Origin of the sequence: Nocardiopsis kunsanensis DSM 44524, assembly GCF_000340965.1 — a bacterium.
GTDB lineage: Bacteria > Actinomycetota > Actinomycetes > Streptosporangiales > Streptosporangiaceae > Nocardiopsis > Nocardiopsis kunsanensis.
Genome location: NZ_ANAY01000013.1, coordinates 39676 through 55432, shown reverse-complemented (window position 1 = coordinate 55432; position 15757 = coordinate 39676). Strand labels below are relative to the sequence as shown.

At 70.0% G+C, this 15757-nt stretch carries 12 protein-coding genes; 10 read left to right on the top strand and 2 right to left on the bottom strand.

The features are described 5' to 3' along the window. Positions 1 to 363: 363 nt before the first annotated feature. The 10 genes from D456_RS0110775 to ligD all read left to right on the top strand — a co-directional run bounded on the left by D456_RS0110775 (position 364) and on the right by ligD (position 14042). Positions 364 to 2505, top strand: a complete 2142-nt coding sequence (locus tag D456_RS0110775) for a transglycosylase domain-containing protein (protein ID WP_017576189.1) — start codon at positions 364 to 366, stop codon at positions 2503 to 2505. A gap of 338 nt (positions 2506 to 2843) precedes the next feature. Continuing rightward, positions 2844 to 3452 carry an ECF transporter S component gene (locus D456_RS0110770; RefSeq protein ID WP_017576188.1) on the top strand — a complete coding sequence of 203 codons (609 nt, stop codon included), beginning with the start codon at positions 2844 to 2846 and terminating at the stop codon, positions 3450 to 3452. Between the two features lie 2 nt (positions 3453 to 3454). Then, the gene (locus D456_RS0110765) at positions 3455 to 4960 is read left to right on the top strand and encodes an ABC transporter ATP-binding protein (RefSeq protein ID WP_017576187.1); all 1506 of its coding nucleotides are present in this window, start codon (positions 3455 to 3457) and stop codon (positions 4958 to 4960) included. Continuing rightward, positions 4957 to 5739: an energy-coupling factor transporter transmembrane component T family protein gene (locus D456_RS0110760; RefSeq protein ID WP_017576186.1), complete on the top strand. Its 783-nt coding sequence runs from the start codon at positions 4957 to 4959 to the stop codon at positions 5737 to 5739. Before D456_RS0110765 ends, D456_RS0110760 begins: the two co-directional genes overlap by 4 nt. A gap of 27 nt (positions 5740 to 5766) precedes the next feature. Next, positions 5767 to 6573 (top strand): enoyl-CoA hydratase/isomerase family protein, encoded by an 807-nt coding sequence (locus D456_RS0110755; protein ID WP_017576185.1) that lies wholly within the window; start codon positions 5767 to 5769, stop codon positions 6571 to 6573. 323 nt (positions 6574 to 6896) lie between these two features. After that, complete coding sequence (locus D456_RS0110750; protein WP_040699076.1) at positions 6897 to 9233, top strand: serine/threonine protein kinase; 2337 nt, start codon at positions 6897 to 6899, stop codon at positions 9231 to 9233. 438 nt (positions 9234 to 9671) lie between these two features. Beyond that, a complete protein-coding gene (locus D456_RS0110745) occupies positions 9672 to 10451 on the top strand; it encodes an electron transfer flavoprotein subunit beta/FixA family protein (RefSeq protein ID WP_040699074.1) in 780 nt (259 codons plus the stop codon). Positions 10452 to 10486: 35 nt separating this feature from the next. Beyond that, the gene (locus D456_RS0110740; protein WP_017576183.1) at positions 10487 to 11431 is read left to right on the top strand and encodes an electron transfer flavoprotein subunit alpha/FixB family protein; all 945 of its coding nucleotides are present in this window, start codon (positions 10487 to 10489) and stop codon (positions 11429 to 11431) included. A 251-nt stretch (positions 11432 to 11682) separates the two neighbouring features. After that, positions 11683 to 13170, top strand: coding sequence for an aldehyde dehydrogenase family protein (locus D456_RS0110735; protein WP_017576182.1), 1488 nt, complete (start codon positions 11683 to 11685; stop codon positions 13168 to 13170). After that, positions 13167 to 14042 (top strand): non-homologous end-joining DNA ligase, encoded by an 876-nt coding sequence (ligD, locus tag D456_RS0110730; RefSeq protein ID WP_017576181.1) that lies wholly within the window; start codon positions 13167 to 13169, stop codon positions 14040 to 14042. Before D456_RS0110735 ends, ligD begins: the two co-directional genes overlap by 4 nt. A gap of 42 nt (positions 14043 to 14084) precedes the next feature. On the opposite strand, the gene D456_RS0110725 is transcribed toward ligD, so the two are convergent. Both D456_RS0110725 and D456_RS0110720 read right to left on the bottom strand, forming a co-directional pair. After that, positions 14085 to 14849: a class I SAM-dependent methyltransferase gene (locus tag D456_RS0110725; protein WP_017576180.1), complete on the bottom strand. Its 765-nt coding sequence runs from the start codon at positions 14847 to 14849 to the stop codon at positions 14085 to 14087. Then, positions 14846 to 15592 (bottom strand): class I SAM-dependent methyltransferase, encoded by a 747-nt coding sequence (locus D456_RS0110720; protein ID WP_193373826.1) that lies wholly within the window; start codon positions 15590 to 15592, stop codon positions 14846 to 14848. The genes D456_RS0110725 and D456_RS0110720 overlap by 4 nt, the downstream gene beginning before the upstream one ends. Positions 15593 to 15757 lie beyond the last annotated feature (165 nt).

Genomic DNA, 15757 nt, shown 5'->3' with positions numbered 1-15757 from the left:
AACAGGCCATGTGTGTCCGGTATTTTTGCGCGCTCGCCCGGTGATTTTCAGGTCGTGTGTAGGGGGAATTCGGAAAAATCATGCTCGTGTTGATGGTGATCCCCTCATGGGTAGGGATGAACGAATGCTGCGTTGGCGGTCGGGGGGTATTCCGGGCGCCCCATTATGTCGCTGTTCTTTCTTCTGGGGGTAACGCTCGGGATGAAGGTGATCTGGTCGTGGCTTTTGCGGGGTATTGGCAAAGATTTTCACTAACGCGCCCGAAATGACCGTTCTGTTCGCGCGGTGCTCCTGGAACTCTTGTGTTGGAGTGCCTGCTCCGCCCGGCATGCGGGGTGGGCCGCACACCTCGTAGGGGGCGACGTGGAGGAGTCGGGGGACAAGCGCACACTGCGCGAGAGAGTCGACACCGAGACGAACAGGAAGATCCTGCGGCTGGCCGGTCTCGGGGCCCTGGCCGGTGTGCTGAGCGCCGCGCTGCTCATGCCGTGGGTGGGCGGTCTCGGGCTGGCCGGACGCGACACCGCGGCGTCCTTCATGGACATACCGCACGACCTGAAGGTGCCCCGTCTCGCCGAGCACGTCGTACTCACCGACACCGACGGCGAACCCTTCGCCGAGGTCGCCCAACGCGAACGCGAGGTCGTCGATCTCGACGAGATCAGCCCGTGGGTACCGGCCGCGCTCATGGCCATCGAGGACGACCGCTTCTACGAACACAGCGGCCTCGACCTGCGCGGTCTCCTGCGGGCCGCACTGCGCACGGCCCAGGGCAACACCCAGGGCGGCTCGACCATCACGCAGCAGTACGTCAAGAACCTGCTGATGGAACAGGCCGAAACCGAGGAGGAACTGGAGCGCGCCAGCGGCCGCAACATCACCCGCAAGATCGTCGAGCTGCGCCAGGCCATCGAACTCGAGGAGCGCCTCACCAAGGACGAGATCATGCAGGGCTACCTCAACCTCGCCTACTTCGGCGCGGGTGCCCACGGCATCGAAGTGGCGGCCCAGCGCTACTTCTCCGTCCCCGCATCCGAACTCGACCCGGGCCAGGCCGCCACCATCGTCGGGATCGTGCGCAGCCCCTCCTACTACGATCCGCTGCAGAATCCCGAGCACTCCCAGGACCGCCGCGACGTCGTCCTCGACCGCATGGTCGACACCGGCTACATCGAAGCGGAAGAGGCCGACCAGTACCGCGGTGACCTGCGTCTCGACCACACACCCCGCGGGGGGAGCTGCGCGGAGAGCGAGTACCCGCACTACTGTCAGTACGTCATGGACTGGCTCCTGACCTCCGACGTACTCGGCGAGACCGAGGAGGAACGCACCGAACTCATCGGCAAGGGCGGCATGACCGTGGAGACCGGGCTCAACCGCCGTGCTCAGGAGGCCGCCCAGGAGGCCGTGGACCGCCACGTGCCGCCGGAGGACTCCACGAAGTTCGCCGCTCAGGCCGTCGTCCACCCCGGCACCGGCCAGATCCGGGCCCTGGCGCAGAACCTGCGCTACGGCTTCGAGGACGAGTCCGCCGGAACGACCTCCATCAACCTCGCCGTGGACCAGGACGAGGGCGGGTCCACCGGTTTCCAGGCCGGGTCGACGTTCAAGCCCTACACCCTCGCCGCGGCACTGGACCAGGGGCTGGGGTACGGGACCAGCTTCGACTCACCGAAGTCGGTCTCCGTGAGCGGACTCGTCAACTGCGACGGCGAGAAGATGTCCTCCTGGAGTGTCTCCAACGCCGGCGAGAGCGACGGGGGAGAGCACAACATGCTCAGTGGGACCAAGGGATCGGTGAACACCTACTTCGCACAACTGCAGCGCCGGGTCGGTCTGTGCGAGACCTCGCAGATGGCGAAGAGGCTCGGGGTGCACCGCGCCGACGGCCAGGACCTGGGGGTGTGGAGCTCCTTCACCCTCGGCGACCAGGAGGTCTCGCCGATGAGCGTGGCCAACTCCTACGCCGTCTTCGCCTCAGGAGGCAGTCTGTGCGAGCCCGTCCCGGCCCGGGAGATCACCATCGGCGAACCCGACAACGGCGGGGAGAGGATCCAGGTCGACAGCGAGTGCGAGCAGGTCATCGAGCCCGACGTCGCCGACGGCGTCAACCACCTGCTCCAGAAACCCTTCGAGGGAGGTACCGCCGACGGGCTGGACATCGGGGCTCCGGTGGCCGGCAAGACCGGGACCACCGACAACTCCGCCTACGCCTGGTTCGCCGGCTACACCCCGCACCTGTCCTCGGCCGTGGTCGTGGGCGACGTACGCGGCGGTGAGCAGTACCCGCTCCGGAACGTGACCATCGGCGGCCGCAGCTTCGGTGTGGTCTACGGCAGCACACTGCCCGGACCGATCTGGCAGGAGACCATGCGCGAGGCGGTGGAGGACACACCGCAGGACGGCTTCGGGAGCCCACCCAGCAAGTTCGGCGACCCTTCCTCGGAACCCTCAGGTTCGGACGAGGACGATGACGACGACGGAGGCAGCCCCGAAGGCGGCTGACCCACACCGGAACCGCAGGTGGAGGGGGTGCCCGGGCCCGGCCCGGACGCCCACTCCACCGCGTGCGGCCCGGACATGGGGGCGGGCACTCGCCGGATCCCGCCCTCATGGCCCATAATGGGAAGAACCGACAGGGGAGCGCGAGAGCGCTGAGAGTGCGGTCGAGGCGGCCGCAGACCCTTAGGGCCTGTCCGGCCGAGCCGAACAGGCCCTGCACTTGATCCGGATCATGCCGGCGAAGGAAGTCGTGGGAACCGTTCCCGAAGCACCGGGAACGCTCTCGGCCGTGGTAGCTGCGGCCACCCCTCGTCGCCATAGACGAGAGGAGACCGATCCGTATGGACACCGAAAGCCGTTCGCGGACACATCCGAGTGTGCTCACCGCGGCCCGGTCCTGGCGCACCGTGGACATCGTGGTGGGTGCCGTCATCGGCGCCGCCATGGGCGTGGTTTTCTGGCTCTGGGGCCTGGTCTGGTCGGCCACCGACCCGCTCTTCGCCCTCTTCCCGCCGGCCCAGGCCGTCTTCTACGGCGTCTGGCTGCTCGCGGGTGTGCTGGGCGGTTTTGTCATCCGTAAGCCCGGCGCCGCCGTACTGACCTCCCTGGCGGCCGCCGCCGTCTCGATGGTCCTGGGCACACAATGGGGCGTCATGGTGCTGCTCCAGGGCCTGGCGCAGGGCCTGCTGCCCGAATTGGTCTTCCTGGCCACGCGTTACCGCCGTTGGACCATGGGGGTCGCCGTCCTCGCCGGCGCTGTCGCAGGGCTCTCGCCCGCGGTACAGGACGCGGTGATGTACTACGTTGCCTGGCCGCTGTCCCACAACCTGATCTACGGCGCTCTCGTGGTGCTCAGCTCCGCGCTCATCGCCGGCACGGGCGCGCGCCTGCTGACCACGTCCCTGGCCCGGGCCGGGGCGCTGACCCCGTTCGCGTCGGCGAAGGACTGACCTTGGCCGACGTCCGCCTGTCCGGTTGGGGGTGGCGCCACGCGGGCCGGTCCGAGTACGCACTGAGAGGTGTGGACCTGCGTATCGACGCGGGTGAGCGGGTCCTGCTGCTGGGCGCGTCCGGCGCCGGAAAATCGACCCTGCTGCACGCCCTGGCCGGGCTCACCGGGCCCGACGGGGCCATCAGCGGTGAACAGGAAGGCACCCTGCTGGTCGAGGGCCGTCCGGCCGACCGCCGGCGTGGCACGGTGGGGCTGGTCAGCCAGGACCCGGACTCGCAGCTGGTCATGGCCCGGGCCGGGGACGACGTGGCCTTCGGCCCGGAGAACCTCGGCGTGGACCCCGACCGGATCTGGCCCCGGGTCGCCCGTGCCCTGAACGCGGTCGGATTCCCTTACGACCACCGGCGCTCCACCGGCGCGCTCTCCGGCGGGGAGAAACAACGCCTGGTCGTGGCCGGGGCGATGGCAATGCGGCCCCGGCTCCTGCTCCTGGACGAACCCACCGCCAACCTCGACCCCGAGGGCGCCGCCCTCGTCCGCGGTGTCCTGCAACGGTTGTCGGCCGAGACGGAGGCGACCCTGGTGCTGGTCGAGCACCGGGTCGCCGAGGTCGTCGACCTGGTCGACCGCGTCGTCGTGCTCGAACCCGGCGGAGGCGTCGTCGCGGATGGCCCGCCCGCGCGGATCTTCGACCGGCACGGCGCCGAACTGGCCGAGCGCGGAGTGTGGGTCCCGGGACGCGAACCGGAACCGTCCGTCGCTCCTGCCCCGGGCGGTGCCCCCGTTCTGGCGGCCGAGGGGGTGAGCGCGCGGACCCCCGGCGGTCTGGGTATGCGCGGCGACGGTCGCAGGACCGTCCTGGAGGACGTGCACCTGGAGGCCCGCTCCGGCACGGCCACCGCCCTGGTCGGAGCCAACGGTTCGGGCAAGTCCACCCTGCTGACCCTGCTGGCCGGGCTCGACCGTCCCCACCGCGGAGCCGTCGTGCCGCGCGGGCCCCTGGCAGAGGCCGACCGGCGTCCTCTGTACCGCTGGCCCGCACGCAGGCTGGCCCGGAACGTGGGTACTGTCTTCCAACACGCCGAGGACCAGTTCGTCACCGCCAGCGTGCGTGAGGAGCTCGCGCTCGGGCCGCGTGTCTCCGGGCTGCCGCCGGCACGGGTCGGGGCCGGCGTCGACGAGCTCCTGCAGCGCCTGCGCCTGGAGCACCTGGCCGACGTGCACCCCTACACACTCTCCGGAGGGGAGAAACGGCGGCTGTCGGTGGCCACCGCGCTCGGTTCCGGGCCCGCGAACGCCCCGTGCGTTCTGGCCCTGGACGAACCCACCTTCGGCCAGGACACCCGAACCTGGCGCGAACTGGTGGACCTGCTCGCTGCTCTGCGGGCCGGCGGCAGCGCGGTGCTCATGGCCACCCACGACCCCCTCCTGCAACACCGGTTCACCGACGTCCGGGTCCGGGTCGGCGGGGCAGGCGTGCACGTCGACGAGGGGCGGACCACATGAGTGCCGGTAGCGGCGACACCCTGACCATGGACGTGCCCGAGGACGCAGGCCTCCGCCACTGGCTGTCCCGGTTCAACCCCGCCGCCAAACTCCTGGCGGCGCTGATCCTCGCCCTCGGTCTGGTCCCCTCGGCCGACCCCGTCACCGGCGGGGTCGTGCTCGCGGGCACCGCTGCTCTGGTGCCCTTCAGCGGCACGGACCGGCGCACCCTGCTCGTACTCGGCCTGCCCTTCCTGCTCATGGGCGGTTCGACCCTGCTGGTCAACCTCCTCTACGGCGATCAGGGGGCCGAGGGCGCCCTCGGCGCGGCCGTGCGGGTCCTCGCCATCGCCCTGCCCGGACTGCTCGCCGCGGTCAGCAGTGACCCCACCGACCTCTCCGACGGGCTCGTGCAGCGTCTGAAGGTGCCCGAACGCCCCGCCATGGGGGTGCTGGCCGCCCTGCGCCTGGTGCCGCTGCTCGCTCACCAGTGGCGCACCATCACCCTCGCCCGGAGGGCCCGTGGCCTGGCGGCCAGGGGCAACCCCGTCCGGGCGGTCAGGTTGTTCTTCGGACGGCTGTTCTCCCTGCTCGTGCGTTCCGTCCGCACCGGGACCCTGCTCGCCACCGCCATGGACGCGCGCGCCTTCGGTACCGGACCGCGCTCCCGTGCGCGCCGCAGCCGGTGGGGGCGGAGGGACACCCTTCTCCTGGCCGCCGCGCCCGTACTGCTCCTGTGCGCCTACGGGGTCTCCTGCAGCACAGGCACCCTGGTACTGCTCTGGACCGGAACGGCTTGATATGCAGTTCCGACAAGGGACATCGACGTGGAGAAGGTGAAGAGCGTGGCCGAGTTCGTACGCGTGGAGACCGACCCCGACAACCCGGGGGTGGCCGTCATCCGGTTGGACCGCCCCAAGGTCAACGCCCTCAACGCCGCCCTGACGGCGGAGATCGCCGAGGCGGCCGCGCAGGTCTCCGGCGACGACGCGGTCCGGGCCGTGGTCGTCTACGGGGGTGAACGCGTCTTCGTCGCCGGTGCCGACATCAAGGAGATGGGCGACCGTACGGCGGTGCAGATGCGCGAATACTCCCGGGACCTGCAGGAGGCGCTCAACGCCGTGGAACGCATCCCCAAGCCGGTCGTGGCCGCCGTGACCGGGTACGCGCTCGGCGGCGGGCTGGAGCTGGCCCTGTCCGCCGACTTCCGGGTCGCCGGTACCAAGGCCAAGCTGGGTGTGCCCGAGATCCAACTCGGTGTCATCCCCGGTGCCGGGGGCACCCAGCGCTTGCCGCGCCTGATCGGTCCGGCCCGCGCCAAGGACCTGCTCTTCACCGGCCGGCACGTGCGTGCGGACGAGGCCCGTGAGATCGGTCTGGTCGACGAGGTCGTGGCCGACGAGGAGGTCTACGCCGCCGCCGTCGCCAAGGTCGCCCCGCTCGCCCAGGGGCCGGCCGTCGCACTGGCGGCCGCGAAGGAGTCCGTCGACCGCGGACTGGAGACCGAGCTGTCCACGGGTCTGGAGATCGAGAGGATGCAATTCGCCTCTCTCTTCGCCACCGAGGATCAGAAGACCGGGATGCGTAGTTTTGTCGAGGAGGGACCCGGAAAGGCGCGGTTCGAGGGCCGCTGACCGGGAACGGAACCCGTCCGGCCCCGATGCGGGGGCCGGCGCCGGTGGCCGCAAACGGTCATCGGCGCCGGTTCCCCCTTCCTCCGGTCCCGCAACCCCGCGCCCGCGCGGTACCGTCGGTGGGAACCGCCACACCGATTTTTCCGTCATACTCGTGGTGGTCGGCCCACGCGGACAGGCTGCCCGGACCCCCGAACCCCGGCGGCACACACACAACGAGTCATGCGGGCACACGACGGGCCACACGAAGCCAATGTTGACCCATCCCCCGGCCGATAAGCTGGACGCGGTGGTATGCGGTCTTTTGAGGGGATGAATTCTCGATGTCAATATCGGCAGGTTTCCCCACGGGCGAGGAGCTGCCGGAGCGCATCGGCCACTACACCATCCGCCGCCGTATCGGGCAGGGCGGTATGGGAGTGGTGTACCAGGCCGAGGATCCCCGGACCAACCAGTTCGTGGCGGTGAAGGTCCTCAAGCCCGAGGTGGCGGGGGACGAGATCGCGCGTGCCCGGCTGGCGCGCGAGGTCGAGACGATGCGGCGCGTGCAGAGCCCGAACGTGGCCGAGGTGATCGAGGCCGACACCCAGGCCGAGCTGCCGTGGGTGATCACCGAGTACATCCCCGGGCCGACCCTGGACTCGACCGTGACGGACCACGGTCCGCTGCGCGGGCGTGCGCTGACCCGTTTCGTGACCGGTATGGCCCGGGCGATCAAGGACATCCACGCCGTGGACGTGATCCACCGGGACCTCAAGCCCGGCAACGTCATCATCTCCAACGGCGAACCGATCGTCATCGACTTCGGTATCGCCCACGCGGTCGACGGCGCCAAGCTCACCCAGACCGGCACCTTCGTCGGTACGCCCAGTTACCTCTCGCCGGAGGTCATCGAGGGCACCGACCTCGGCCCGGCCACCGACGTGCACGCCTGGGGCGGCACTGTGGCCTTCGCATCGACGGGGCGTCCGCCCTACGGAGCCGGATCCTTCGAGGTCATCTTCTTCCGCATCCTCAACGGCGAGATCGACATGGACGGTATGCACGATGCGCTGCGTCCGATCGTCAACCGCGCCGTGGCACGGGAGATGGGGAACCGGCCCAGCGCTGCCGAGCTCGTCCTGGAGACCAGCCGGCTCAACCTCGACCTCCCCTGGACCGAGGACCCGGGCACCCCCACGGGGCTCACCGGTAACCACACCGTGCAGGGGCAGCAGCAGGAGCCGCCGGCCTCCGGTGGCGGGGGCGGTTCCGCCGCTGCCGCGGCAGGGGGCGCGGTGGCCGGGGGTGCGGCCGGCGCCTACCTGGCCAACCAGGCCGGTGGGAGCCAGGGCTGGGGGCCGCCGCACACCAGCAGCGGCGCCAACCCGACCCAGAGCGCCTGGGCCTCACCGTCGGCCCCGCAGACCTCGCACGCCGCCTCGGCGGGGTGGGGCAGCGGTGCCCAGCAGTCGCACCGTCCGACCACCGGACGGGGTGCAGAGCAGCCCACGGGTGAGCTGCACCAGGCTGCCTCGGGTGGACTGGACCCCGACGACGAGTCCACCGACGACCTCAACCAGGCCGCGTCCGGCGGGTGGGACCCCGACGACGAGTCCACCGACGACCTGCGCGGGGCCCAGGGCACCGAGCGCATCGCGCCGCAGGACCCCCGGGCGGACCCGCAGGGCACCATGCGTATCGATCCCTCACAGGCCGCGGAGCAGAGCGGTCCGCAGGGCACCATGCGTGTGGACCCGGGTCAGGTCCCGGGCGCGGAGGACCAGCAGGGCACGATGATGATGCCCGCGGACCGTTCGGAACAGGGGCCGCCTCCGGCGCCGCCGCAGGAACCCTCGAACGATGCGCCCCAGACCCAGTTCTTCAACTCGACGCTGCGTCCGGAGGACTTCCGCGACATCCTCACCCCGGTGGGGAACGGGCGTTCGCACCAGACGCAGGAGTTCGGCGAGGAGGACTACCAGGAGGGCAACAGCGGTCTGCTGGGCCGGTTCCGCAGGGGCAGCAACGACCGTCTCGGCGACTACTTCCGGGGTGGCGCCGACGAGGACGGGTCCGAGGAGTACTACGACGACGAGTACGAGGAGTACGAGGCCCGGCGGATGCACCCGTTGGTGCTCGTGCCGGTCATGTTCATGCTCGCGGGCGTGTCCCTGTGGTTCCCGTGGTTCGGTCTGCTGCTGGGCGTGCTGATCCTCGCCGGCCTGTCCGCCCTGGACGTGGTCAAGGCCGAGCACGCACGGCGCCTGCAGCGGCGCGGCCCCAGCAACTCCGACACGATGATGGTCGTGCTGAGTTTCCCGTGGGCGCTGGGCAGGATGATCGTGCGCACGGCCGGGTTCGGTGTGATCTATCTGCTCGGCGGCGTCCTCGTCGGCATGGTCTACTCGGCCTTCGTCGAGACCGGGGGCGAGGGCGCGAACTACACCGGCGGGTTCGCGATCTTCGTCATGGTGCTGCTCGGTTACATCATGCCCAGCGGCCGCGAGGCCCGGCACCAGGCGGTGTGGCTGGTGGAGCGGGTGCGCTTCCAGAACATCTACCTCTACATCGGGGTGATCGTGGGCATCTGCCTGCTCACGATGTTGATCCTGTCGGTGGGTCTGGGTTCGGCGCCCGACTGGGTGCCCTTCGGCGGTCCTTCGGACTGGTTCTCCTGATCCGCGCGCACGTAGGAGGCCCGGCCGGACGCACGGCGTCCGGCCGGGCCCTCGTGTGTGCTGTGCCACTTGCGGAGGGTTCGGCAGGTGGATGTACCGATGCGCCCGGGACAGCCCGGGCTAGGCTGATTCGTGGTGCCGTAAGGAGTGGTGTCCGGTTCGCGAGGGCCGTGCGGCCGAGCCGTCGCGGTCCTCTGGCATCCTGTGGACCCGCTCTGGTTAGGGTTTCCTAAGTATTACTGGGGGCCATGGCTTGGTCTCCTGGCTACTAGCCAGTAACATACGGCTGGAGCACACCGCGGGACCGGCATTGACGTGAATACCGGCCCCGCCGTCGGATGACCGAACGGCATTCGGCATTGTTGGCAGTACGGGGCGCGCCAGCGTCCGTCCGCCGGACGGCGGATCATGGGAGTGCAGGGAGGTCGGCCACCGGCCATGAATATTGTCGTATTGGTCAAGCAGGTCCCGGACACGGCGACCGAGCGGAAGCTGAACGAAGAGGACAACACGCTCGACCGCGCAGCGTCCGACGGTGTCATCAACGAGCTGGACGAGTACGCCGTCGAAGAGGCGCTCCAGCTCAAGGAGAAGCACGGCGGCGAGGTCACCGTCCTGACGATGGGTCCGGACAAGGCCAAGGACACCATCCGCAAGGCCCTGTCCATGGGCGCGGACAAGGCCGTCTGGGTCAAGGACGAAGCGCTGCACGGCTCCGACGCCCTGCAGACCGCCTACGCCCTCTCCAAGGCCCTGGGCAGCATCGAGTACGACGTCGTCGTCCTCGGCTCGGAGTCCACCGACGCCCGTACCGGTGTGCTCGGTGCCGCACTCGCCGAGTACCTCGGCGTCCCGCAGCTCACCCTCGCGGGCAAGGTCGACGTCGACGGCAGCGCCATCAAGGTGCAGCGCCAGACCGACTACGGCCACGACGTCGTCGAGGCGCAGCTGCCGGCCGTCGTCTCCGTCGTGGAGAAGATCAACGAGCCGCGCTACCCCTCCTTCAAGCTCATCATGCAGGCGAAGAAGAAGCCGATGGAGGAGAAGACCGCCGCGGACCTCGGCATCGAGGCCGAGAAGATCGGCCTGGCCAACGCCACCACCGAGACCGTGGACTTCGCCGCTGCGCCGCCGCGCGCCGCGGGCACGATCGTCAAGGACGAGGGCGACGGCGGCAGCAAGGCCGCCGACTTCCTCGCCGAGAAGAAGTTCGTGTAGGTCCGGCGAGAGACGCAAGGAAGGGTTCAAGGATTATGGCTGAGGTCCTCGTCCTCGTCGACCACGTCGACGGAGAGGTCAAGAAGGTCACGACCGAGCTGCTCACCGCTGCCCGCCGCATCGGCGAGCCCGCTGCGGTGTGGGTCGGTGACGGCGCGGAGAAGGGCAAGGCCGATCTGGCCGAGTTCGGTGCCGAAAAGGTCTACGTGGCTCCGGCGGAGCTGAACGACTACGTCGTCGCTCCCACCGCCGAGCTGCTCGCGAAGCTCGCCCAGGACAAGGGTGCCGCCGCGATCCTGGTCTCCGCCACCAACGGCAACAAGGAGATCGCCGGCCGCACCGCTGTGAAGCTGGGCTCCGGCGTGCTGACCGACGTCGTCGACGTCAGCGCCGAGCTCGTCGCCGAGCACAGCATCTTCGGTGGTGCCACCGTCACGCACGCCCGCGTCAAGTCCGGTGTCCCGGTCGTCGCGGTCCGCCCGAACTCGGTGGTCCCGGAGCCCGTCTCCGGCGCCGCGGCCGAGGAGTCCGTCTCCGTCGACATCTCCGACGCCGCCAAGGGCGCCAAGGTCGTCGAGCGTGTCGTCGTCGAGCAGGGCGAGCGCCCCGAGCTCACCGAGGCCGCGGTGGTCGTCTCCGGCGGCCGTGGTGTCGGTGAGGGCAAGTTCGGCGTCGTGGAGGGGCTGGCGGACAGCCTCGGTGCCGCCGTCGGTGCTTCCCGCGCCGTCGTCGACTCGGGCTGGTACCCGAACCAGTTCCAGGTCGGCCAGACCGGTAAGACGGTCAGCCCGAACCTGTACATCGCGCTCGGCATCTCCGGTGCGATCCAGCACCGCGCCGGCATGCAGACCGCGAAGAACATCATCGCGGTCAACAAGGACCCCGAGGCGCCGATCTTCGAGCTGGCCGACTTCGGTGTCGTGGGTGACCTGCACACGGTCGCCCCGCAGCTGACCGAGGAGATCAACAAGCGCAAGTGAGGCGCATCGCCCGCTTCCCGCAGTGACGCCCGGCCGGGTACGCCCCGGCCGGGCGTCGGTGTGTCGGGGCAGGTGTCCCGTTGTGGGAAAAAGAGGTAGGGGAAACGCGTTGCTCGCCCGGTGACGGGGAGAGCTGCCGGGTGCAGGGCGGGCTGAATACCGTTTTGCGGCGATTAAGGGCTGTTTGTCGTTTTCCTGGCGCCGAGGTCGGGCACGGTGCCCTTCGCGGACCCTCGTCCTCGGGAGGAACGTTGAGCGATGCACAGACACCGGAGCCCTACAGCGGTTTCGACACGATGGCCATCGGAGGGCGGTCCTGGACCGGTTCCTCCGACACCGAGCACCAGAACGTCAACCCCTACGACGACACCCCGCTCGGCCGGATCCGTTTCGCCGACGCCGAAGACGTCGAGAGCGCCTACCGGGCCGCGGCCGCTGCACAACCGGAGTGGGCCGCGACCCCGGCCACCGAACGCTCCGCCCTGTTCCTGCGGGCCCTGGACATCATGGACCGGCGCCGGGACGAGATCGTCGAATGGCTCGTCAGCGAGGTCGGGGCGATCCGCCAGCGTGCCGAATTCGAGTGGTCGCTGGTGCGAGCCGGCATGGTCGAGGTGATCAACTACCCCACACGGGTCTGCGGACGGATCCTGCCCGGCATCACCCCGGGCAAGGAGAACCGGGTCTACCGCGAACCCCTCGGGGTGGTCGGGACCATCACCCCGTGGAACTTCCCCATGCAGCTGTCCCACCGCTCCATCGCGCCCGCGATCGCCCTCGGCAACACGGTCGTGCTCAAGCCGGCCGAGGACTCACCGGTCACCGGAGGGCTGCTGCTCTCCCGTGTCTACGAGGAGGCCGGGCTCCCTCCCGGGGTGCTCAACGTCGTCATCGGCAAGGGCAGCCGGATCGGCGACGCGCTGGTCACCAGCCGCGTGCCCTCGCTGATCTCCTTCACCGGATCGACCTCCGTGGGCAGCCGCATCGCCGCGCAGTCGCCACTGAAGAACCACGCCCTGGAACTGGGCGGGAACGGTCCCCTGGTGGTCCTCGACGACGCCGACCTGGACCGCGCGGCCGACGCCGCCGTCTTCGGTTCCTTCTACCACCAGGGCCAGATCTGCATGGCAACGAACCGGATCGTGGCCCATACACGGGTGTACGACGAGATCGTCGACCGGGTACGCGAACGCGCCCGGGGGCTGCGGACCGGCGACCCCGCCGACAGCGGCACCCAGATCGGTCCGATCATCAACGACAGCCAGCTGCGCCACGTCCGGGACCTCATCGACCGCTCGGTGGGGGACGGGGCCGAGCTCCTGGTCTCCGGTGACCCCGCGGGGCCCGCGGGGCGGGCCCTGCCTCCGCACGTGCTGGTGGGCGACAACAGCGTCGCCACCGCGGCCGAGGAGGTCTTCGGCCCGGTCGCCACCGTCGTGCGGGCCGACAGCGGGGAGGAGGCCCTGCGCATCGCCAACGACACCGACTACGGGCTCTCCAGCGCGGTGTTCACCGAGGACGTGGAACGGGGCGTGCGTTTCGCCCGACGGGTGCGGGCCGGCATGACCCACGTCAACGACACCACCGTCAACGACGAACCCAACACGGCCTTCGGCGGTGAGAAGGACTCCGGGGTGGGCCGGTTCGGCGGTGTGTGGGCCATCGAGGAGTTCACCACCGACCACTGGGTCAGCGTCCAACACACCGCACGCACACTCCCCTTCGGGGAGGACGCATGACTGCCGCGGCGCAGGTGCGCGCGGGACGCCGCGTGGTGCGGGTGAAGCGCCCGGACAAACCGCTCTTCGGCGAGGGAGGGGCGACCAAGCTCGAGCTGGCCCGGTACTACACACGTGTGGCACCGATCATGCTCCCGCAGGTGCGCGGGCGTCCCGTGGCCCTGGAACGCCTGCCCGACGGCATCGACGGCGAACGGTTCTACGTCAAACACCCCTCCGCTCCGGACTGGGTGCGGCACGTGCGGACCAGCGGCGGAACCATGATCATGTGCCAGGACACCGCAGCGCTGGTCTGGTGCGCCGACCAGGCCGCCCTCACCCAGCACGTGTGGCTCTCACGCGAACCGAACCTGGGCCGGCCCGACCGGATGGTCCTGGACCTGGATCCGCCCGGCGGCGGTGCGGAGGCCTTCGAGGCCTGCCGCACCGCCGCGCACGAGGCCCGGGAAGTGCTGGAGGGCCTGGGGCTGGCCGCCTACGTCATGACCACGGGCTCGCGCGGGTTGCACGTCCACTCGCCGCTGCGTCCGGAGCTGGATGACCAGGAGGTGCGCGACATGGCGCGGGCCATCGCCGAGCGCATCGCCGCGCAGCGGCCCGACGGCCTCACCACCGAGGTGCGCAAGGACGCCCGGCACGGGCGGCTGTTCGTGGACTACCTGCGCAACGGACGCGAACAACTGGCCGTGGCGCCCTACGCGGTACGGGCGCGCCCCGGCGCTCCGGTCGCCGCCCCCGTCACGTGGGAGGAGCTGGACCGCCTGGAGTCCGCAGGGGACTTCACGATCGACCACGAACGCACCGACTGTCCCTTCCGGGGCATGGGTACCCACGCACGCTCGCCCCGCAAGGCCCTGCGCCGCCTCGGGTGAACGGCTCCGGCGGCAAGGACCCCCGGAACCGGGAGTGCGTGCTCAGGCGGAGCGTTTGCGCAACACCAGCAACAGGTTCCAGGTGATGACCTCCCGCAGGAACGGCACGTGCACGATCGGCTTCATCCACGCGGGCAGGTACCGCGGGCGGAGGTCGACCGGTTCCACGTCCGGGTGCGAGCGCGCCCACCGCAGCATCTCCCCGGCGGACGCGGCGTACATGGTCCGTCCGAAGTCGTTCTTCGGACGGTGTCCGTGTTTGCGCGTGAACCGTTCGGCCGCGTAGGAACCACCCAGGTAGTGCCAGGGCGAGGTCTCGTGCCCGCCCCACGGCGACAGCCACAGCGTGTACGACAGGTACACCAGGCCGCCGGGCCGGGTCACCCGCACCATCTCGTCGGCCATACGTGTGCGGTCGGGGACGTGCTCCAAGACGTTCGAGGACAGGCACACGTCCACCGACCCGTCGCGCATCGGCAGGTCCAGCGCGCTGCCCTGGACCCCGTGCACGTCGGCGGAACGCCCGTGCAGGCGCATCTCGAGCGCGTCGGCGTCCACGCACACGCAGAGTGCGCCCTCTCCGCGCAAGGCGTCGGCGAAGTACCCGGGACCGCCGCCCACGTCCACGACCGTACGGCCGTCCAACGGGGTGTAGGAACGCAGTTGGTCCACGGTGTCGCGGGCCAGCTTCCCGTAGAAGAACGCCGGGTCGGTCTGTTCCTTGCGGAAGGCCGAGAACAGCCCCACCGAGCGCCCCAGCGTCGCCCGGAACGGTACGAGTTCCCCGGAGCGGGTGCCGGCGGTCATGCCCGGTCCTCCGTTCCCACCACGACGTAGTGGCGCCGGTGCTCCCAGTGGTCGCCGCCCCAGTACCGGTCCGAGGCCGCGGTCCGCGAGAGCGGCAGCAGCTCGGTCAGACGGCTCGCGGGAAGCGTGTGCATGCGCATCGGTGCCGGGTACCGCAGGAGCACCTTCTGGGCCAGCGCCACCAGCGGCCAGGGCAGGAACCGGAAGACCAGACCCTTGAAGGTCGCCCGGACCCTCTCGGGCACACCCAGCACCAGCACGCCGCCGGGACGGGTCACACGCGCGAACTCGCGCACGTACCCCTCGGCAAGGTCCGGCGGCAGGTGCTGCAGGACCAGGTCGGTGTAGACCAGATCGAAACTGTCGTCCTCGAACCGGGACAGGTCCGGGCGCTCGTTCAGTTCGAAGGTGATGCGCCCTCCGGAACGGTCCAGGCGCCGCGCCTCCTCCAGCATCGGCTCCGAGATGTCCACACCCACGACCTCGTCGAAGTGTGCGGCCAGGGCGTTGGAGAGCCGTCCCGCGCCGCACCCGAAGTCCAGGACCCGCCCTCCGCCGGGGTACACACCCAGCTCGCGCATGCGCGAGACGGCGGGATCGATCTCCGCGCGACCGGAGGCGAGGAACTCGTCGTCGTCCCAGCCGCCGTCCCGTTTCCCGGGATCCACACACACCGCCCACAGCGGTTCGGTGGCTCCCAGGCGGGTCCAGTCGCGCCGGACCTGTTCGAGCCCCACGGGCATCACCCCCACGGTTGCACGACCCCAGCCGGACACGCAGAAATAGAGCGTGTTCCTGTTCTGCACGCGCGGTCAGTGTGGACCTGCGATAACGGTCGAGGAAGAAAGTGGAACATGTTGTATTCTGGCAGCCCTTTTCCGGGATGGCCAATGAGTGCTGGGAGAGAA

What these genes read in the sequence shown, in the direction of transcription:
- D456_RS0110770 (WP_017576188.1), top strand. Translation starts at nt 2,844, where the DNA reads ATGGACACCGAAAGCCGTTCGCGGACACATCCGAGTGTGCTCACCGCG.
- D456_RS0110760 (WP_017576186.1), top strand. Translation starts at nt 4,957, where the DNA reads ATGAGTGCCGGTAGCGGCGACACCCTGACCATGGACGTGCCCGAGGAC.
- D456_RS0110750 (WP_040699076.1), top strand. Translation starts at nt 6,897, where the DNA reads ATGTCAATATCGGCAGGTTTCCCCACGGGCGAGGAGCTGCCGGAGCGC.
- D456_RS0110745 (WP_040699074.1), top strand. Translation starts at nt 9,672, where the DNA reads ATGAATATTGTCGTATTGGTCAAGCAGGTCCCGGACACGGCGACCGAG.
- D456_RS0110740 (WP_017576183.1), top strand. Translation starts at nt 10,487, where the DNA reads ATGGCTGAGGTCCTCGTCCTCGTCGACCACGTCGACGGAGAGGTCAAG.
- ligD (WP_017576181.1), top strand. Translation starts at nt 13,167, where the DNA reads ATGACTGCCGCGGCGCAGGTGCGCGCGGGACGCCGCGTGGTGCGGGTG.
- D456_RS0110725 (WP_017576180.1), bottom strand. Translation starts at nt 14,849, where the DNA reads ATGACCGCCGGCACCCGCTCCGGGGAACTCGTACCGTTCCGGGCGACG.
- D456_RS0110720 (WP_193373826.1), bottom strand. Translation starts at nt 15,592, where the DNA reads ATGCCCGTGGGGCTCGAACAGGTCCGGCGCGACTGGACCCGCCTGGGA.